This window comes from Methylobacterium sp. P1-11 (assembly GCF_008329595.1).
Lineage (GTDB): Bacteria > Pseudomonadota > Alphaproteobacteria > Rhizobiales > Beijerinckiaceae > Methylobacterium.
In genome coordinates this window covers 388,778-407,558 of sequence record NZ_NPKS01000001.1, presented here as the reverse complement: position 1 = coordinate 407,558, position 18,781 = coordinate 388,778, and the positions used below count along the sequence as shown (strand labels likewise).

The 18,781-nt window shown below is 69.3% G+C and carries 18 protein-coding genes, 1 tRNA gene and 1 pseudogene; 8 read left to right on the top strand and 12 right to left on the bottom strand.

All coding sequences use genetic code 11. The features are described from left to right. Positions 1 to 150: 150 nt before the first annotated feature. Both glmU and rpoN read right to left on the bottom strand, forming a co-directional pair. Positions 151 to 1,530: a bifunctional UDP-N-acetylglucosamine diphosphorylase/glucosamine-1-phosphate N-acetyltransferase GlmU gene (glmU, locus tag CIW48_RS01965; RefSeq protein ID WP_149308548.1), complete on the bottom strand. Its 1,380-nt coding sequence runs from the start codon at positions 1,528 to 1,530 to the stop codon at positions 151 to 153. A gap of 74 nt (positions 1,531 to 1,604) precedes the next feature. Then, positions 1,605 to 3,179, bottom strand: coding sequence for an RNA polymerase factor sigma-54 (gene rpoN / locus CIW48_RS01960; RefSeq protein ID WP_149308546.1), 1,575 nt, complete (start codon positions 3,177 to 3,179; stop codon positions 1,605 to 1,607). A gap of 422 nt (positions 3,180 to 3,601) precedes the next feature. On the opposite strand from rpoN, the gene CIW48_RS01955 reads away from it, so the two are divergent. Then, complete coding sequence (locus CIW48_RS01955; RefSeq protein WP_149308544.1) at positions 3,602 to 4,321, top strand: Crp/Fnr family transcriptional regulator; 720 nt, start codon at positions 3,602 to 3,604, stop codon at positions 4,319 to 4,321. A gap of 37 nt (positions 4,322 to 4,358) precedes the next feature. Here CIW48_RS01955 and CIW48_RS01950 read toward each other — a convergent pair whose 3' ends face one another. Then, positions 4,359 to 4,607 carry a hypothetical protein gene (locus CIW48_RS01950; protein ID WP_149308542.1) on the bottom strand — a complete coding sequence of 83 codons (249 nt, stop codon included), beginning with the start codon at positions 4,605 to 4,607 and terminating at the stop codon, positions 4,359 to 4,361. Between the two features lie 6 nt (positions 4,608 to 4,613). Between CIW48_RS01950 and CIW48_RS01945 the strand changes: the two genes are divergently transcribed. Beyond that, the gene (locus tag CIW48_RS01945) at positions 4,614 to 4,895 is read left to right on the top strand and encodes a hypothetical protein (protein WP_246695091.1); all 282 of its coding nucleotides are present in this window, start codon (positions 4,614 to 4,616) and stop codon (positions 4,893 to 4,895) included. Positions 4,896 to 4,904: 9 nt separating this feature from the next. Here CIW48_RS01945 and CIW48_RS01940 read toward each other — a convergent pair whose 3' ends face one another. The 4 genes from CIW48_RS01940 to CIW48_RS01925 all read right to left on the bottom strand — a co-directional run bounded on the left by CIW48_RS01940 (position 4,905) and on the right by CIW48_RS01925 (position 7,976). Beyond that, the gene (locus tag CIW48_RS01940; protein ID WP_149308540.1) at positions 4,905 to 5,276 is read right to left on the bottom strand and encodes a hypothetical protein; all 372 of its coding nucleotides are present in this window, start codon (positions 5,274 to 5,276) and stop codon (positions 4,905 to 4,907) included. 4 nt (positions 5,277 to 5,280) lie between these two features. Beyond that, positions 5,281 to 5,511 (bottom strand): hypothetical protein, encoded by a 231-nt coding sequence (locus CIW48_RS01935; RefSeq protein ID WP_091786040.1) that lies wholly within the window; start codon positions 5,509 to 5,511, stop codon positions 5,281 to 5,283. A 121-nt stretch (positions 5,512 to 5,632) separates the two neighbouring features. After that, a complete protein-coding gene (locus tag CIW48_RS01930; protein ID WP_149308538.1) occupies positions 5,633 to 7,222 on the bottom strand; it encodes a glucan biosynthesis protein in 1,590 nt (529 codons plus the stop codon). An 88-nt stretch (positions 7,223 to 7,310) separates the two neighbouring features. Then, complete coding sequence (locus CIW48_RS01925; RefSeq protein WP_149308536.1) at positions 7,311 to 7,976, bottom strand: SCO family protein; 666 nt, start codon at positions 7,974 to 7,976, stop codon at positions 7,311 to 7,313. 242 nt (positions 7,977 to 8,218) lie between these two features. On the opposite strand from CIW48_RS01925, the gene CIW48_RS01920 reads away from it, so the two are divergent. Beyond that, positions 8,219 to 9,121, top strand: coding sequence for an MBL fold metallo-hydrolase (locus CIW48_RS01920; RefSeq protein ID WP_149308534.1), 903 nt, complete (start codon positions 8,219 to 8,221; stop codon positions 9,119 to 9,121). Positions 9,122 to 9,156: 35 nt separating this feature from the next. Here CIW48_RS01920 and CIW48_RS01915 read toward each other — a convergent pair whose 3' ends face one another. Beyond that, on the bottom strand, positions 9,157 to 10,728 hold the full coding sequence (locus CIW48_RS01915) for an EAL domain-containing protein (protein WP_149308532.1): 1,572 nt from the start codon (positions 10,726 to 10,728) through the stop codon (positions 9,157 to 9,159). Between the two features lie 212 nt (positions 10,729 to 10,940). Continuing rightward, positions 10,941 to 11,373 (bottom strand): annotated as a pseudogene (locus tag CIW48_RS01910) (helix-turn-helix transcriptional regulator). A gap of 570 nt (positions 11,374 to 11,943) precedes the next feature. Between CIW48_RS01910 and CIW48_RS33080 the strand changes: the two are divergent. Both CIW48_RS33080 and CIW48_RS01905 read left to right on the top strand, forming a co-directional pair. After that, a complete protein-coding gene (locus CIW48_RS33080; RefSeq protein ID WP_173009152.1) occupies positions 11,944 to 12,090 on the top strand; it encodes a hypothetical protein in 147 nt (48 codons plus the stop codon). Positions 12,091 to 12,303: 213 nt separating this feature from the next. After that, the gene (locus CIW48_RS01905) at positions 12,304 to 12,654 is read left to right on the top strand and encodes a hypothetical protein (protein WP_246695090.1); all 351 of its coding nucleotides are present in this window, start codon (positions 12,304 to 12,306) and stop codon (positions 12,652 to 12,654) included. 58 nt (positions 12,655 to 12,712) lie between these two features. On the opposite strand, the gene CIW48_RS01900 is transcribed toward CIW48_RS01905, so the two are convergent. The 3 genes from CIW48_RS01900 to CIW48_RS01890 form a co-directional block, all read right to left on the bottom strand. After that, entirely contained in the window at positions 12,713 to 13,786 is a 1,074-nt protein-coding gene (locus CIW48_RS01900) for a Gfo/Idh/MocA family oxidoreductase (RefSeq protein ID WP_149308530.1), read from the bottom strand. Positions 13,787 to 13,788: 2 nt separating this feature from the next. After that, positions 13,789 to 14,916 (bottom strand): Gfo/Idh/MocA family oxidoreductase, encoded by a 1,128-nt coding sequence (locus CIW48_RS01895; protein ID WP_149308527.1) that lies wholly within the window; start codon positions 14,914 to 14,916, stop codon positions 13,789 to 13,791. A 505-nt stretch (positions 14,917 to 15,421) separates the two neighbouring features. Beyond that, a tRNA-Pro gene (locus CIW48_RS01890) sits at positions 15,422 to 15,498 on the bottom strand. 140 nt (positions 15,499 to 15,638) lie between these two features. Between CIW48_RS01890 and CIW48_RS01885 the strand changes: the two genes are divergently transcribed. From CIW48_RS01885 to CIW48_RS01875, 3 genes are all read left to right on the top strand, one after another. Beyond that, positions 15,639 to 16,919, top strand: a complete 1,281-nt coding sequence (locus CIW48_RS01885; protein WP_149308525.1) for a glycosyltransferase family 1 protein — start codon at positions 15,639 to 15,641, stop codon at positions 16,917 to 16,919. Positions 16,920 to 17,081: 162 nt separating this feature from the next. Then, positions 17,082 to 17,402, top strand: a complete 321-nt coding sequence (locus tag CIW48_RS01880) for a rhodanese-like domain-containing protein (protein ID WP_091785975.1) — start codon at positions 17,082 to 17,084, stop codon at positions 17,400 to 17,402. 145 nt (positions 17,403 to 17,547) lie between these two features. After that, on the top strand, positions 17,548 to 18,702 hold the full coding sequence (locus tag CIW48_RS01875) for an efflux RND transporter periplasmic adaptor subunit (RefSeq protein WP_091785973.1): 1,155 nt from the start codon (positions 17,548 to 17,550) through the stop codon (positions 18,700 to 18,702). Positions 18,703 to 18,781: the final 79 nt, after the last annotated feature.

Below are 18,781 nucleotides of genomic sequence, written 5' to 3'. Positions count from 1 at the left end.
GAGTGTCTCTCGCTCTGACGCCCGGCTGGCCGCGCCGAGGCGCTGCGCAGAGTCCGGGCCGCCCCGCTCAGCGCGGGTCCAAGCGTGACTTCTACCGGATCGGGGTGGCGCAGGGCCAGCCCCGGTCGTGCTCGGCCTGCCGAAGCGGTCTCAGGAGCCCGTCCGGCGCCGCGCCTTCTCGGCCTGCAGCGCCGCACGCTTCTCCTTCGCCCAGCCCGGCTTCATCGCCTGCCGGCCGCGGGCGACCGCCATGGCGTCGGCCGGCACGTCGTCGGTGATCACCGAGCCCGAGGCCACGTAGGCCCCCTCCCCGATGGTGACCGGGGCGACCAGCGCCGAGTTCGAGCCGATGAAGGCGCCCGCGCCGATCGTCGTCCGGTGCTTGAGCACGCCGTCGTAATTGCAGGTGATCGTGCCGGCGCCGATATTGGCTTTCGCACCGACCTCCGCATCGCCGAGATAGGTCAGGTGCGCGGCTTTCGCGCCCGCGCCCATCCGGGCGTTCTTCAGCTCGACGAAATTGCCGAGTTCCGCGCCGGCCTCCAGCACGGCGTGGCCGCGCAGCCGCACGAACGGCCCGATCCGGACGCCCGCCTCCAGGTTGGTCTCGGTGAGATGCGCGAAGGACCGCACGGTACAGCCATCCGCCACGCGCACGCCGGGACCGAACACGACGTTGGGCTCCACGATCACGTCGCGCCCCAGCATCGTGTCGTGGCTGAGGAACACCGTCTCCGGCGCGATCAGGGTGGCGCCGCCCAGCATCGCGGTGCGGCGCAGCTGGGCCTGGATCGCCGCTTCCGCGACGCTGAGCTGCACCCGGTCGTTGACGCCCTGCGCCTCGGCCTCGTCCACCGGCACGACCGTGACGGGCAGCCCGTCGGCGACAGCCAGCGCCACCGCGTCGGGCAGGTAGTACTCACCCGCGGCGTTGTCGTTGCCGATACGGGCGAGCAGCGCCAGGGCGTGCCGCCCGGCAAGCGCCATCAGACCGGCATTGCACAGGGTCACGGCCCGCTCGGCCGCGCTCGCATCCTTCTCCTCGCGGATCGCCAGGACCCGGTCGCCCTCGGTCAGCACCCGACCATAGCCGGTCGGCGTCGCGGTCTCGAAAGCCAGCACGGCCACCGCGGCGCCGTCGGCGAGGGGCGCGCGCAGGCGCAGGAACGTCTCGGCCGTGACCAGAGGCGTGTCGCCGAAGGCGATCACCACGTCGTCGTCCGGCTCGGCCAGGATCTCCCGCGCAGCCAGGACCGCGTGGGCGGTGCCCAGCCGCTCGACCTGCGGAAAGACCTGCGCACCGGGCGCCGCCTTCGCGATCTCGGCGGCGACGTCGTCGCGGCCGGGCTCGGCCACCACGGCGATCCGGCCCGCGCCCGCCGCCTGCACAGCGGCCAGGACGTGGGCGAGCATGCTGCGCCCGGCGATCCGGTGGAGCACCTTCGGCAGGTCCGAGCGCATTCGCGTGCCCTTTCCGGCCGCGAGCACGATGGCGGTGAGGCTGCGCGGGGGCGTTCCGGTCGGGGTCATCGCGGGTCCAGGCGTCGATCAAACGGCAGGACGGATGGGCCGGACGGAAGCCGGGCGCAACCCCATCCGGGTGATCAGCGAAGAGCCAGGGCGGCGTGCTGGCCCGAGCCGTGGGCGAAATGCTCGCGGCGGCGCTCGATCGAGCTGGGGATCCGCAGCGATTCCCGGTACTTCGCCACCGTGCGCCGGGCGATGTCGACACCCTCCCCGCGCAGCTTCTGCACCAGCGCGTCGTCGGACAGCACGTCGTCCCGGGTCTCACCGTCGACGAGCTGCTTGATGCGGTGGCGCACGGCCTCGGAGGAATGGGCGGCGGCACCGGCTGCACCGGGGATCGCCGCGGTGAAGAAATACTTCATCTCCAGGGTGCCGCGGCTCGTGCCGATGGCCTTGTTGGAGGTGACCCGCGAGACGGTGGATTCGTGCATGCCAATCGCCTCGGCCACGGTCTTGAGATTCAGCGGACGCAGGTGGCTGACCCCGTGGACGAAGAACCCGTCCTGCTGGCGGACGATCTCGGTGGCGACCTTGAGGATGGTGCGGGCCCGCTGCTCCAGCGAGCGGGTCAGCCAGTTGGCGTTCTGGAGCGCCTCCGACAGGAAGGCCTTGTCGCCCTCCGCGGCGGCGTTGCGCGACACGCGGGCGTAGTAGCTCTGGTTCACCAGAACCCGGGGCAGCGCCTCGCTGTTCAGCTCGACCAGCCAGGAGCCGTCCGGCGCGGCGCGCACGAACACATCCGGGATCAGAACCTCGACGGCGCTCGATCCGAAGGCGCGGCCCGGCTTCGGATCGAGCCGGCGGATCTCGCCCAGCATGTCGACGAGATCCTCGTCATCGACACCGCAGAGTCGGCGCAGCGCCGCGAAATCGCGCTTGGCCACGAGGTCGAGGCGCGAGACCAGCGCCTGCATCGCCGGGTCGAACCGGTCGCGCTCGCGCAGCTGGATCGCGAGGCATTCCGAGAGATCGCGGGCTGCGATTCCCGGCGGATCGAAGGTCTGAATCAGCGCCAGCATCCGGCCGACGAGGGACGGGTCGGCGCCGAGCCGCTCGGCCACACCTTCCACGGTCTCACGGAGGTAGCCGGCCTCGTCGACGGCGTCGATCAGGAAGCCGCCGATCAGTCGCTCCGCGGGATTCCGGGTCGCGAGGTCGAGCTGGCCCGCGAGGTGATCGCGCAGCGAGGTCTCCGCCGTGAGGGTCGCCTCGAAATCGGGCGCCTCGGCATCGAAGCTGCCGCCGGTGCTGCCATAGGGCGGCGGCGTCAGCGAGAGCATGTCGCCCCCACCCGCTTCGCGCGCCTGAACCGGCACCTCGTCCGGGAAGACATTGTCGAGCCGGGTGTCGAAATCGCTCTCGATCTCGCTGCGGTTCGGATTAAGGTCTGCGGACAGCCACGATTCGGGTTCCGCCCCCTCGAATCCGTCCGAACCCGCCTCCTCCGCGTGGCCGCCCATATCGGGGGATTCGCCGGCGCCCGGCAATTCAGGCTCCGCGCGTTCCAGCAGCGGATTGCGCTCCAGCTCGGCCTCAACATAAGCCGCGAGATCGAGCTGCGACAATTGCAGGAGCTTGATCGCTTGCAGGAGCTGCGGCGTCATCACCAGGGCCTGGCCCTGACGCACTTCCAGCCGTTGCACCAAACTCATGCGAGGCCCCGATGCCCTTCCGGCGCAGTTCGCCAGCCGGAGCCACGCTGCTCACGGCATGGTTCTTGCTTGCTCCGTTGCGCTTTCTCTAGCTCGATCCGATCCGCGCGTCAAAGCGCGTCCGTGCATGCACATGTTGGCAAGTGCGTCTCGGTCCCGAGCGCGTGGCATGGCGGCCACAGCGCCGGTCCCTCGGCAGTGTGACGTCAGATCTTAAAGGAAGCTTTGCGCATTCATCCGCACGTCACGGCCCACATGTCCGATGAAGCCGCACATTGCTTTGTCTGTTCGCAGACGGTTCGGACACTAGATGAAATATCCGCTCGCTATTGCGTGGTGATCCGAGCATGGCACGGAGGCGCGTTCCGGTTCGCGGACTTGAGCCGGAGCGCGTATGTCTACTTCTGCGTACGCGTTCGCCGATGCCGCATCAGAACCGCCTTCTGGCTGCCCTATCCGAGGCGGATGGCGCGCTGCTCGGGCCTCATCTCGAGGCGGTCGACCTTCCCCTCGGCAAGGTGCTCGTCGAGCCGGCCACCGCGATTCCGCACGCTGTCTTCATCGACACCGGCCTGTGCTCCATGGTCTCGACCCTCGCCGAGGGCGCCCGCATCGAGGTCGGCCTGTTCGGCCGTGACGGCATGGCCGCGCCGGCGCTGCTGCTGGGAACCGATACGATCCCGTACCAGGTCTTCATGCAGGTCGCAGGTCGCGGGCAACGCATCTCCGTGCCGGCGCTGCGCGACGCCTTGACGTCCAGCCCGTCGCTGCGGAACCTGCTCCTGCGCTACGTCCAGACCTTCCTGGTGCAGGTCGCCCAGACCGCCATCGCCAATGCCGGGGCACCCGCCGAGGAGCGGCTCGCGCGGTGGCTCCTGATGTACCACGACCGGCAGGACGGCGACGATCTCTCCGTGACACACGAATTCCTGTCGATCATGCTCGGCGTGCGCCGACCGACCGTCACGGTCGCGATCCACACCCTGGAGGGCGCTGGCCTGATCCGCGCCCGGCGCGGCCGGATCCGGGTCCTGAGCCGCAGCCGTTTGGAAGAGGCCGCCGGGCAGACCTATGGGCCTGCCGAAGCCGAGTACGAGCGGCTGATCGGCCCGCTGCGGCGGACGCAGAGCGCGCTGGCATAGGAGCCTTCGGCGCCGACGAAGCCGGCATCGCGCGTTATCACGACGCTTTGCGCACGCCGGGCACACCCTTCATGCCGAGGCCCATCGCCTCGGCCGGGAGCGTTCGATCAAATGTCTGTGCGAAACCATACATTTTTGCGGCAGGCCGGGGATCACTCGCGCGGGGATCGCGTTCTCTGCGCGGACGCCGCGGCTTGGAGAAATCGGCGACCCTGTCGCGCGGGGCGAGGCCGGCGTCCACACACAGGTTAACGACATCGCTCCTGCGGCGGCCCAGGTTCGTCATCTGGCCGTGAGGTCCTGCGCCGTGCGCTACTTCACCGATTTCACCGACGATCAGGGTCTGTCCCGCGACGAGGAGGGACTGCACTTCGCTCATCGTCACGAGGCGTGTCTCTCGGCGACGGAAGCGCTGATCGAGGCCGCGCATGACCGGCTCCGCGTCCGGGCGGACCGGCCGCTCCCCGGGGATGACGGCCTGATCCTGGAGGCGCAGGTCCGGGACGCGGCCGGAAGCACGGTCTTTCGCGCCCGCCTCACCCTCAACCTGGATTGGCGGGACACCGACAGCTGAGCGCCCGCTCTACCAGCCGCAATTCGGCACCGGCGGCTGTGCCTTGGCCATCGCTGATTTCTCGATCGGCACCATCGCGCCCCAGGCGTATTTCTGGGCGTGGGGCGTGACGTTGGCGAACAGGCAGCCGAGCTGGAAATGCGTCGCCCCCATCTCGCCCGCGAAGCCCATACAATCCAGGAAGGTCCAGGTCTTGGGAACCGGGGTCATGGACCGCCAGCGCGGCATCGCGACCGGCGAGCAGACCTTGACGGCCCCGGTGCCGTCATCGGCATTCAGCGCGTCGCCCGGGCTCTGCGCCGCACAGGGGTGGACGGCAAGGCCGAGCAGCAGCGCCGCCGCGAGGGCCGCTCGGCGGGTGATCAGGGCGTGTCGGCTCATCGGGTCAGCGCATCGTCCACCACAGGCCCGCGAGGATCGCGAAGCCGAAGACGTTGTAGAGGATCGCCCAGATCCAGACACCCAGCACGGCCCGGCTCGGCTGGCGCGGTTGCGGCCGGCCGAGACGCAGGCGGTGTCGATCCTCCGGTGTCGGCCAGATCGCCGCTCTTGGGGCCTTGAGGAGGCGCGTCAGCGCCTCCGGAAGACTCGGGCCGGGCGGTGTCTCACCGGTCATGACGGCCTCGGATGCGAGGATGGGCTTACTCCGGTCCAACCCGCCCAAGGCGGGAGCGGTGCGGCTGTCCGTCCGTCCGCGGGCCCGGCCGGTTCGCCGCTGCCGACGGTCCGCCAGCCATTCACAGCACCGTGCCGGGCGCCTGCGGGTAATATTGGTAGGCCCAGGTCTCGGACAGCAGCCGGTCCCCCGCTTTCAACTGGAGACGCATCTCCACCGGATCCGGGCCCTCGGCATAGACCTTGAGGAAAACTCGCCACGGGCTCGGCTTGCCGTACGGAGCCCAGGTGGCGGCGACCTCCCCGGCGCTGCCGCGCGACAGGGTGAGCGCGACCGTGGCCTTCTCGGGATCGAGGCCTGACAGGGCCGCACCCGCGAATTCCAGAACGAATTGCCGCACGAGGTTGGCGCGGCCCGGGCGCCTCTCCGCATCCGCGAGCCACGCGGCCTTGGTGGCGCGGGTCGCGACGCAGCGGGCGAGATCGGTGCCGACCGGTTCCTTCACGGTCCAGCGCAGACGGTAGGCGAAGCTGCGGTCGGATCCGGCCTGAGGCGGATCGTCCGGCACCCAGAGGGCGACGATGTTGTCGTCGGTCTCCTGGTGGGTCGGGATCTCCACGAGCTGGACGCTGCCGCGGCCCCAATCGCCCTGCGGCTCGACCCAGATATCGGGCCGGTTCTCCTCGAAGCCGTCGTCGATGTAGGTCTCGTAGGCGCGGTCGCGCTGGAGCAGGCCGAACCCCTTGGGCGAGCGGTCCGCAAAGGCGCTGACGCTGAGGCGGGGCGGATTGTTGAGCGGGCGCCAGATTAGCTCGCCGGCCCCGGTCTGCATCAGCAGACCGTCGGAATCGTGCACCTCCGGGCGCCAGTCGCTCGCGACGAAGCGGCTCATCCCCTCCGAGTACCAGAGCATCGAGGTCAGGGGCGCCATGCCGAACCGCTCCACCGATTTGCGCATGTAGAGCGTGCAGGCGACGTCGATGACGACGTGCGGCTCCTTCCGGGCGACGAAGCGGTAGGCGCCGGTGAGGCTCTGACCTTCGAGGAGCGCCAGCACGGTGACGGCGCCGTCCGCGGCCGGGCTGACGTAGAACCGGGTGAAGACCGGGAATTCCTCGGTCTTGCCCGGCGCCGGCGCAGTGTCGATGGCGATGCCCCGTGCCGAGGCGCCGTATTGCGCGCCGTCCCCGGCGGCGCGGAAGTAGGACGCGCCGAGGAAAGCCAGCCAATCGCCGTCGTCGCCCGGCTGGCCGGCAGGGGCCTTCTGGAACCGGAAACCCGCGAAGCCCGCCCCGTCCGGCACGTCCTGGGCCGGGTTGCCGGTGGGATAGGTGAACAGGTCGTGGGCGTAGAGCACCTCGCGGGCCTGGCCGCCTTCCAGGGCGTAGACCTTCACGGGGTGGCGGAAGAAGTTGCCGAGGTGGAAGAAGGTCACCGGATACGGGCTCTCGGCGTACAACGCGTGGCCCGGCGGGTAGCGGATCTCCTGGAGTGGCCCGTAGGTCAGGGCGTCGAGGGCGGCCGAGGCCGGAGCCTCGGGCGGCGGCGCGTAGGGCTGGTCCCGCAGCCTCCGGGCGAGATCCTTCAGCCGCTCGAGATCCATGGGCTCGGGCGGCGCGAGGCGCGGGCCCCCGGTGGCGGCCTGGGCGAGGCCCGGGAGCGGCGCGAGGGCGAGAAGCCCGATGGCGGTCAGGACGCGGCGCGTGATCAACTGGGATCCCCCGGATGCGGCCGGGCCTCGCGGCCCGCGCCGCCCTCTAGCCACGCTGGCGCCAGGACGCAATTTCCCGGGCCGCAGCTCAGCTGCGCGGGCCGCAGCTGCCGGTGCTGCCGTCGGTAGCCCAGAGATTGGCGCCGCCCCCCGGCGGGCACTGGCCAGGCAGCGCCAGGGTGATCAGCTTGGCGAAGGTGCGGGCCTCGTCCTCGCCGTACCCGATCTCGCCGACCATGCGGCCGGTCTTGTCGAACAGCGCCACGGTGGCGGAATGCTCCATCGTGTAGTCGCCATCCTTGGTCGGCACGCGCTTGTAGGCGACGTGGTAGGCGTCGGCCATGCGGGCGACCTGCTCGGTCGTGCCGACGAAGCCGCGGATCCGCGGGTCGAAGGAGGCGAGGTAGTCCCGCAGGGTGTCGGGCGTGTCGCGCTCCGGATCCAGGGTGACGAAGACGACGGTGAGGCGGTCGGCGTCGCGGCCCATCCGGCCAAGGGCGGTCGCCAGGGTGGCGAGCGTCGTCGGGCAGACATCCGGGCAGTGGGTGAAGCCGAAGAACAGCACGGCCGGCTTGCCGCGGAGGTCGGCCTCGGTCACCGGGCGACCGTCGAGATCCGCCATCGTGAACGGGCCGCCGACCTTCCGGTTATGGCTGAACCGCGAGCCCTGCTGGAGGACGATCGCCCCGGTGCCGCCGGCGATGACGGCCACGAGGGCGGCGGAAGCGATGAGTGCGAGGGGGCTCGGTGCCATGCTGTGACCTGCGACGGCGCATCGATGCCGCCAATATGGGGTTCGTGTCGACCGGCGCGATGCCGCGCGGCGCGGCGCGGCGGCAGGAACACGTCCGGGGCAGCCCGGTTGGCCAGGATACGGGCAGTCTCGCCATCCGGCGCCGAGACCCCCGCGGCTGCGACGGGGGCCCGCTTCCCGCGGCCTCGGCCGGGACGCGCCCGACCGTCCCCTCCGCGACCGGATACGGGAGTGTCTACCAGATGGCCCAGCAGATCCCCGTCGACCCGCAGGCCCGGGCCGACGATCCCCGGCGCGACGCCGAGCGGGACGATGCCACCCATGCGATCGCCGACGACGTGGCCTATCAGCGCCACGTCTTGGTCAACGTCGTGTTCGTGGGCGCCCCCGGGGCGGGCGATCGGGGTTGGGTCCTGATCGATGCCGGCGTGATGGGCTCCAAGCGCCGGATCGAGGCGGCCGCCGCGGCGCGATTCGGCACGGATGCGCGGCCGGCCGCGATCGTCCTGACGCATGGCCACTTCGATCACGTCGGCGTTCTGGAGGACCTCGCCGCGCAATGGGACGTCCCGGTCTACGCGCACGCGCTCGAGCGGCCCTATCTCGACGGCAGCGCCGCCTACCCGATGCCGGACCCGAGCGTTGGCGGTGGTCTCCTGGGCCGCCTCTCGCCCCTGTTCCCGACTCAGCCGGTCGACGTCTCCGCGCGGCTGCACATCCTGCCCGAGGATGGGACCGTGCCGCCCCTGCCCGGCTGGCGCTGGATCCACACGCCGGGCCACGCGCCCGGCCACGTATCGCTCTGGCGCGAGGCCGACCGGACGCTGATCGCGGGCGACGCGTTCATCACGACGGCGCAGGAATCCGCCTACGCGGTCGCCACGCAGGCGCCGGAATTGCACGGGCCTCCGATGTATCTGACGATCGACTGGCCTGCGGCCCGCACGTCGGTGCGCGCCCTCGCCGCGCTGGAGCCGGAGCGGGTCATCACCGGGCACGGACGCCCGCTGCAGGGGCCCGAGATGCGACGCGCCCTCGACGCCCTGGCGAAGGATTTCGATCGGGTCGCGGTGCCTGAGCGGGGACGTTTCGTCGACCACCCGCTCGGCGCGGCGGACGGCTCCGCCTACCAGGAGCCGCGCTGACCGTCACGGCTCCGGGCGGCGGGGCCATCCCGCGCCTACGAGGCGCGCGCGAAATCCTGGAGCGGCGGCACGGGTTGGGTGGCCGCCAGGACGTCATCCATCTCGGCCTTCGGCATGGCGTGACCGAACAGATAGCCCTGGCCGAAATGGCAGCCTTGGTCGGACAGCCAGTCTAGGCTTGCATCGGTCTCGATCCCCTCGGCCGTGGTGGAGAGGCCGAGGCTCGCCCCGAGCTTGATGATGGCGTCGACCAGCTTGGCGCGCTCATCGTTCATCGTGATCGCGTCGACGTAGCTGCGGTCGATCTTCAGCTTGTCGAACTTGAGTTCGCGCAGGTGGTACAGGCTTGAATAGCCGGTGCCGAAATCGTCGAGCGCGATGCGCACGCCGAGTTCTCGCAGCGACAGCAGCGTCATCCGTGTCGCCTCCAGATCCTGGATCAGCGCGCTCTCGGTGATCTCAACCTCGAGGCGCCGCGGCGGGAAGCCGGTCTCGGTCAGGATCGCCAGGATCCGCTGGGCGAGCCAGGCGTCCTGGAACTGCTGCGGCGCGATGTTCACCGCGAGGATCAGGTGCGGCGGCCAGGCCCGCGCATCCAGGCAGGCGCGACGGATCAGATTGTAGCTGAGATCGGCGATCATCCCCGTCTCCTCGGCCACCGGGATGAACTCGCTGGGGCCGACCAGTCCGCGCGTCGGATGGCGCCAGCGTGCCAGCACCTCGACGCCGACGATCTCCTTCTCGGGCAATGACACGACCGGCTGGTAGAAGGGTTCGATCGCTCCCGTCTCGATGGCGGTGCGGAGTTCCGTCTCCATGCGGGCGCGGGCGCGCAGCTCCGCATCCATGGTGCTGCGAAAGAACCGGAAATTGCCGCGCCCGTCCTTCTTGCCCTGGTACATGGCGAGGTCGGCCGCGTGGAGGATCGCGTCGGCATCCCCGTGTTCGGCCGACACCGCGGCGACGCCGACCGTCGCGCCGACCTTGAGGTCGTTCTGGTTCCAGGTCACCGGCTCGGCGATACGGGTGATGACCGCCTGGGCGAGGCGCGTCAGCCCCTCGCTTTCGTAGCGCAGCGGCACCAGCATGGCGAACTCGTCGCCGCCCAGGCGGGCCGCCAAGCCGCCCGACGGCACGAGTTGCTGGAGACGCTCCGCCACGGCGCACAGGACGGCGTTTCCGGCTGCGTGGCCGTAGAGATCGTTGACCGGCTTGAACCGGTCGAGGTCGATCAGCAGCACCGCCGCGTCTTCGGGCGCCGATGCGTGCGCCCGCTCCACGGCCTCGATGAAGCGGCGGCGGTTGGCGAGACCGGTCAGGCCGTCATGCCGCGCGATCGCCTCGGCCTGTGCGGCAGCGGCGGCGCGTTCGAGCATGAGCCGGCGGAGGATGATCGATTTGCGGATGCTGGCGCCCCACTGCGCCACCCCCATGCAGGCGGCTAGGAGCAGGAGATCCGTCAGGTTGTAGGTGCCGACGAGGCCGTTGAGATACGCGAAAGTCCCGAGCGTGACACCGACGAACCAGATCCCGACCCCGATGACGAGCAGGCACAGGGTCTCATACAACTCGCCGCGGCCCCAGGCGGTCGACGTTTCGGTCGGCATGTTCTGGATCCGGCTTCCGTCGCAAGATTGAAACATGCTGTCCGCTAAAATGCTGTAAATCACGCTTTGAATGCGGGAGCCTGTCTACATCTTTGCCGGTCTTTGTCTTGGTTAATCTGAGTTAAGGCGCGCTTCGCCGTGGATGCGCGTGAGCGCCATCATCGGAATTCGTGCCGTGGATCCCGGGAAACCCTCTCGCCGTACCGGCTTTGTTACGGCTCGACGGCGGCGTCCGGGTCTCGTGCGCCCGTGCGGCTTTCGTGGAGCGCGGCTGCCGCCTTGACGATGGACAGGATTCCGCCGCGGGTCGTCTCGTCGGCAATGCTGGTGAACGCCACTACGAGTTCCATGACCTTCGGATCATCGAACAGGGCCGTCGGACCCACTTTCCCGCTGTCGCCGTCCCGCGGATCGGCGAAGAAGGTATTGACCGGCACCCGCAGCAGGTCGGCGATCGCCTGGAGGCCGGCCTGCGCCGATACGGTTGCGGCCCTTCTCGTATTTCTGAACTTGCTGGAAGCTGACGCCGATCGCCTGACCGAGATCCGTCTGGCTCAGCCCTTGAGCCACGCGCAGCGTCGCGATGCGGCCCCCGATCGTGCGATCGGCCTCGGTGGCAGATTTCGGCTTCGGGGAGGAGGACATTGGATGGAAACCTTCGGCACGTCGGGACGCGTGCGACTAACCCACACGCACCGCGAAAAACACAACCGAAAACTGCTTAGTGCACCGATAAGTTGCTAAATTTACAGCTGCATGGTGCGCATGGCGTGTCCGTTGATGGCGCGTTGAAGGCGCATGGTCGTCACGACGTCGGACCGTGTCGGCTTCGAAGTTCACTCAGGCCCATGATCACGTGATGGTCTCCACCGAAGCGTGGACCGGTCCGGCCAACCTCGAGATCGAATAATTTGCGATCCGCGGACAGGATGAAGAGTACCGAGATCATGAAAGATCGTCGCGCAAGGCGATGGTCCGAGGATCGCCCTGGAAACAGGGCGGGACTGCGCCACTGGCCCTCGGCGAAGACTCCGTCCATGGGGCCTTCGGGTACTGTGAGTCGGCCGCCCGGGTGCCGGTCTCTATTGCCGCCGGGAATTCCCCCTTATCACCCGCGCCAACACTGCATGAGCCGGTCAAGAAAATCTATGAAATGATGTATTCACCCGCCGAGCCCGGCAGTATGGTCGATTTCCCGTCACAGCGCCCGCGTCGATGACTGATTCTCTCATCACTCTCCCGGAGCCAACCGCAGCCACCGGTCAGGGCGACCCGGTGCCCGAGACGGGTGCCCTCCGCGCGCATATCGAGCGGATCCTGCGCAAGCTCGCTTCGGCCAAGCCGACGCCCATGGTTCGCTGAGCCCATCAGCGGCGGCGGATGGGCCATTGCAGGTTTGAACTGCAACTTCCCCCGTGTGGTTGAGCCAGCGTGACTCTTTGCAACGACATGGCGGGAAGAACGCGTATGATGTCTGGATCCGGTTACCGACCTGTGGCCGCACGGTCGCTTTGGCGCGTCGCGGCGGTTCTCGTGGTCGGGTCGATCGCCGGCGGCGCCGGCGCCGCCGGGACGATGCCGACCGTCGATCTGATCATGACGGTTGAGAACGGAGCCGCGAAGTGCGCGCCAGCCGACCTGCGCCTGCCTGCCGATACGGATGTTAGCATCCGGGTCGAGAACCACACCACGAGCCAGATCGTCCTGACCGCGCCGCAGATCTTCGAGAACAAGAACGTTCTTCACCACGACGGCGACGTCGTGCACGTCGCGAGCAATGACGGCTACACGGTCAAGCAGAATGGCAAGGGCGAGATCCGCGTGCGGACGATCGCGGCCGGTCAGTATCCCTATGGCTGCACCAGCGTGAACGACAAGTCGCAACCCTTCCGGGGAACCCTGACGCTCAGCCCGGCGGCGCGCTAGCGGGCTGCGACACGATCCCCCGGGGATCGCGTCCGTCGGTGCGACGGGCCGTCGCCGGTCAGGCGACGGCTTCCACCGGGTGCGGGCGGCGGGGACGGATCCGCTCCAGGATGTCGAGCGTGCGGGCACTGTCGGCGAGGGGCATGATCGGGCTCTCGCGCTCGCCGGTGCCCAGGCAGCGGTGCACCTCGTCGATCTGATGCCGCAGACCGAAGCCGGCGAACGGGGTCGGGATCAGCGCGACCCGGCGGACGTCCAGCGGCTGCAGGAGCCGTTTGGCGAAGGCGAACCGGCCGACGCTCTGGCGGCGCGGCGCGGCGCGTTCGGCCAGCGCCGGAGCCGGTGCGGTGCGCACACGCGTCAGGAATGGCGGGCAGAGGAACTGACGGTGCAGGTGGATGCGACCGCGCGCGCCGATGATCACGGCGGCATTGTCGGCTTCGCCGGTCGAGCCGCAACTCAGCGTCGCGCTCCTGTCATCCCATGCGAGGGCGAGCGCAGCCTGCTGGGCATGCGCGCCGCCACGGTCGAGCACGGTGCCGGACACCTGGGCGGGGGCGCCGAACAGATGCAGTGCCAGCGACACCGGATAGACGCCGAGATCGAGGAGCACGCCGCCCTCCCCTGGGTCGTGCGTCTGGCCCGCGATGGGCTGTGGCCGGGGGAAGAACAGGCGGGCGTCGAGGTGCAGGGGATCGCCAATCTCGCCCGCCTCCAGCATCGCCTTGGCCCGCACCACACCGGGCGTGAAGCGCATCCACATCGCCTCCATGCAGAAGACGCCCTTCCGCTCCGCCGCCTCTGCGATGCGCCGCGCCTGCGCCGCGGAAAGCGCGATCGGCTTCTCGATCAGGACGGCCTTGCCGGCCTCGATGCAGGCCAGCGCGCTGTCCATGTGGTCGCTGTTGGGTGTGGCGATGTAGACGATGTCGACATCCGGCCGCGCGGCCAGGGCTTGGACGCCGACCACGGCAGTCGGTGCGCCGAAGGCGCGCGCGAAGGCCTCGGCGCTGCCGGGGCTGCGCGCCCCGACGGCGGCAAGCCGCGCGTCCGGCCGCCCCAGCAGATCGCTGACGAACCGCTGGGCGATCGTTCCGGTGCCGAGGATGCCCCACGATATGGTTCGGGCCATGGCTAGAACCGCGACTTCAGCTGGATCACGGCACCGCCGCCGGCATTCTGCATGGCGAGGGCGATTTCGGTGATATGCAGGACGAACCGTGCCGAGAGCGGGGCCGGCTGGCCCTTCCGGATCGCTGCGGCCTGGGCGGCGGGCCCGCGCGCGAAATCCATGCGCGACGGGTAGGCCGGCAGCCTGCCGTCGAAGCGGGGAACCGGCAGCTTCCGGCCGAGGAAGCTGCGGCCCGGGAGATGGCGCTGGATCCGGTGCAGCAGCCGGCCGAGGCGCCCGGGCGCCTCGCCGCTCGGCGAGCGGAGGTAGACCGGGCCCTGGCTGGACCAGGAATCCGTCACGGTCAGGACGCCCCGATCACCGACGATGTGCAGGGAACGATCCTGCGGGGCGACGAGGCCGCAGGTGATCCGCGCGACGACGCCGGAGCGGAACTCCAGGCAGGCTGTCGAGAAGTCGTTGGCGATCGCCTCCGGGGGCTGGCCGGTGCCCTTGTCCGGGTAGAGGCGGGACGCGAAGGCAGTCATGCGCTCGACCGGGCCGAACATCATGCCCATCCAGGTCAGATAATAGCCGGCGTGTTCGAGGGTGCATCCGACGCGGTACTCATCCTCCGCCGGCCAGGGCGCCCCGGTCGCGCTGCGCCATTCATGCACCGGCTCGCGGAACACCGGGCCGTCCTCCAGCTCGGCATAGACGAGCCGGACTCGACCGACTTGGCCAGCCGCGACGGCGTCCCGCACCGTCGTCCCCGCTTCACCCAGGATGCTGGCGGGCGCACCGCTCAACGACAGGCCTTTTGATTCGGCGAGGTCCACCAGGGCTTCGGCCTGCGCGTACTCCATGGCGAGCGGCTTCTCGGAATAGACGTGCTTGCCGGCCTCCAGCGCGGCCTTGGTGACCGCGAAGTGGCTGTGCGGATTGGTCAGGTTGAGGATGAGACCGATCGCGGGCTCGGCCAGCAGCGCCTCCAGACTGTCGAAGGCGCGGGCCTGATAGTGACGGCAGAAGGCGGCACGCCGCTCCGGGTCCCGGTCGTAGACGCCGGCCAAGACCAATTCAGGGTGGTTGACGAGGGTCGTCATATAGAAGTCTGCGACATAGCCGCAGCCGACGATCCCGATCTGCATCTCTGTCCCCGGACTCCGCTCGCACCGGAATCGGGGCGTAGCGGCAAGGCTCCGTTCTCAATCCTCATCCATTGGGCGTAGGGGCGGCTGCCGGGATCCCGAAGACCCGGGCGGGGTGACGCCGACCCATGGGTAAACCCGCCTGCGGCGGCTCGGTCGCACGATTCGGATGGCGCTGGAGGAAACAACTCTCGGGCGAGCCGGTGCTTAACCGTCCGTTCACCAAGCGGCTTGAGAGTTCCGATCGCAATCGGAGCCCTGTAAGCAGCCATGCTTGATGTCGCCTTCTGGTGGTGCGTGGCCGTGGCCCTGACCGGATCGGTCGGCCTGATCGGCCTCGCCCTCTTCGCCGGACGCACGGCCCGGTCGCAACCGCGCGGCATACGGCTCGCGCGGAGCGAGCCACTCGTGCTTCGTCACTTCGGGCGCGCTTAGGACGGGCGATCGGCCGGCTCGGCGACCGGCACGAGACTTCTACGGCTGATCGATCATCGTGGAAGAAAAATGGTCGGAGTGGCCGGACTTGAACCGACGACCCCCTGTCCCCCAGACAGGTGCGCTACCGGGCTGCGCTACACTCCGACGCCGCTTGGGCTTGCGGCTCTTAGCCTCCGCGCTGCGCCCGCGCAACCCCTGCGGGGCCGGGGTTATGCGCCGAGATGCTGGCACTTGCGGATCAGGACCGCTACGGGAGGCCCTGCCCCGACGACTGCCAGAGGATCATGACGGACCGACCGATCGCCTTCGATCTCACGCGCCTCGTCACGCGCCTGCGCCACGCGAGTCCGTCGGGGATCGACCGTGTCGACCTCGCCTACGCGCGTGCCTTTCTCGGCCCAGCGGAGACAGCCGTCGGCGTGGTTTCGACGGCTTTCGGCCCGCGCATCCTTGATCGCGCGCAGGCTCTGGCGATCGTCGAGGCTGTGGCGGCCGGCTGGGTCGAAGACCGGCACGCCGTATCGGACCCGGTCTATCGGCAACTGGCGACCCGCTGCGGAGACCCGGCCGCAGTGCCGCCGTCCCTCTCCGCGCCGCAGGCCGGTGCCGCCGACCGGCGACGGATCCAGGCGCGGAAGACAGTCGACATCGCGCTGCGCGGACGTTCGGTCGCCACCCTGCCGCGGGATTCGCTCTACCTGCATACCTCGCATCTGCGCCTCGACGATCCGCGGCGCTTCGACTGGCTCTACACGCGGCGCGACGTGCGGGCCGCCTTCTTCGTCCACGATCTCATCCCGATCACCCATCCCGAATACGGCCGGTTCGGCGAGGCCGACCGCCACCGGGCGCGCCTGCGCACGATCGGCCGGCACGCCGCCGCGATTCTGGTGAACTCCGAGGATACCGGCCGTCGCACCCTCGCGCATCTCGCCGCCGAGGGATTCGGCCGGCCGCCGGTGGCGGTGGGTCATCTCGGGGTCGAGCCCGCCTTCGGACGCACGGGACCGCAGTTCAGGCCCGACCGGCCGACCTTCCTGGTCTGTGGCACCATCGAGTCACGCAAGAACCATCTGCTGCTGTTCCAGATCTGGCGGCTCTTGGCCGAGCGCCACGGAGCCGCCACCCCGCGGCTCATCGTGGTCGGGCGTCGCGGCTGGGAGGCCGAGAGCGCCATCGATATGCTCGAGCGGTGCCCCGGCGTGCGCGCCCACGTCATCGAGGCGTCGGGATTGTCCACGCACGGGCTCGCCGCGCTGATGCGCAGCTGCACCGGCCTGCTGATGCCGTCCTTCACCGAGGGGTTCGGCATTCCCGTGGTCGAGGCGGCAGCCTCGGGATTGCCGGTCATCGCCTCCGACATTGCCGTCCACCGGGAGATCGGCGAGGGTTTCGCCCTGTTCCGTGATCCCCTGGACGGCCCCGGCTGGATCGAGGCGATCGAAGCGCTGGCACAGCCGGATGCACCCCTGCGCGCCGAACTGACGGGACGCCTCGACGGGTACCGTCCGCCGGACTGGCCCGCGCATTTCGCCGCCGTGACTCCGACCCTCGCCATGCTCTGAGAGAGCTCCGCGATCCGCGCGGCGGGCCACTCCGCGTCGCCGCCTCCCGGCCGCGGAGCCGGTGAAGCCGGCCACGCACGTTGCGCCGCTCGGGTCTGACGAATAAGGAAAAGCGTCAGTCAGCCAGGCCGGCCAAGCGCGGGCGGAACGGAGATCCTGCCGATGCGGGTGGTCGACCTCGATCGTGAGACGGTCAAAAGCGGGATTCGCGATGGCTCGATGCTGATCATCGATGTGCGCGAGCCGCATGAATATGAGGCCGGGCACATTCCCGGCGCGGTCTCGCATCCCCTCTCCACCTTCGACCCGCAAGCCGTGGCAGACCTCGTCGCGGCGGACGGCCGGCGGCCGGTTTTCTCGTGTGCCTCCGGCGTCCGCTCGGTCCACGCGCTGATGGCCGCGCAGAATGCCGGGCTCGATCTCGCGGAACACTACAAAGGTGGATTCAAGGATTGGTACGGCGCAGGCGAAACAATCGCCTGACCTGCTGTTTCAATCCAGCTCACGAGCCCGTGATGTGCGCTCGCGCACAAGCAAGAGCGTGAGGCGCGGGTTACGGCCCACTCGCGGCGGAACAATCGTCAAGCTCGGCACGACCGAACGGTCGGCCAACGGACAGCAGGACCCGATGCGCAGCCGGCTTCCCAGCCTTCTCACCGTCTTGTCAGGCCTGATCGCGGGTCTCGCGACAGGCCCTCTCGCGACACCGGCCCGCGCGCAGGCGCCGGGCGGGCCGCCACCCAAGGTCACTGTGGCCAAGCCGGTGGTGCGTCAGATCGTCGAGCAGGACCAGTATACCGGTCGATTTGATGCGATCGAATACGTGGAGGTCCGTGCCCGCGTCACCGGCTACCTTGAGAAGATCAACTTCGTCGACGGCCAGACCGTGAAGAAGGGCGACGTCCTGTTCGTCATCGACCGGCGGCCCTACAAGGCGGCCCTGGAGCAGGCCCAGGCAGCTTTGGCCTCCGCCAAGGCGCGCCAGTCCTTCTCCCAGACGGACCTCGAGCGCGCCCAGACCCTGTCCCGCAGCGGCAACATCTCCGAGCAGGTCACCGACCAGCGTCGGCAGGCCTCCTTGACCGCTCAGGCCGACGTCGACAGCGCACAGGCCGCCCTCAACAACGCCCAGCTGAACTACGATTTCAGCGAGGTGAAGGCGCCGATCAACGGCCGGATCAGCCGGCGCCTGGTCACCGAGGGCAACATCGTCAGCGCCGACCAGACGATGCTGACGACGATCGTGTCCCTTGACCCGATCTATTTCAGCTACACGGTCGATGAGAAGTCGTTCCTCAAGTACCAGAACAGCCTCGGCATCGGCATGGGCCAGACCCAGCAGGGCAAGGGCGTGCCGATCCTGATCGCCCTGTCCGGCGAGGCCAAGCCGAGCCGCAAGGGAACCCTGGACTTCGTCGACAACCGCGTCGACAACGCCACCGGCACGATCCTGCTGCGGGCGACCGTCCCCAACGGCGACCTGTTCATCAAGCCCGGCCTGTTCGGCATCGTCTCGATGCCGGCGACCAAGCCGGCCCAGGGCGTGCTGATCCCCGACGAAGCGGTCGCCGCCAACCAGGACAAGCGGATCGTCTACATCGTCGGACCCGAGAACGTGATCCAGCAGAAGGACGTCGTTCTGGGACCGAAGGTCGACGGCTACCGGGTGATCCAGTCGGGGCTGAAGGGTGACGAGACCGTGGTGGTCAATGGCCTCTCGCGGGTCCGGCCGGGCGCGAAGGTCACCCCCGAGACCATCGAGTTGCCCCCGAGCAAGACCTGAGCCCGAGCGGCTCGACACGAACGCCGTCGCGCGCGCCGCGCGGCGCGCTCCGCACCGACGACGCAGGGCCCCGACCGGG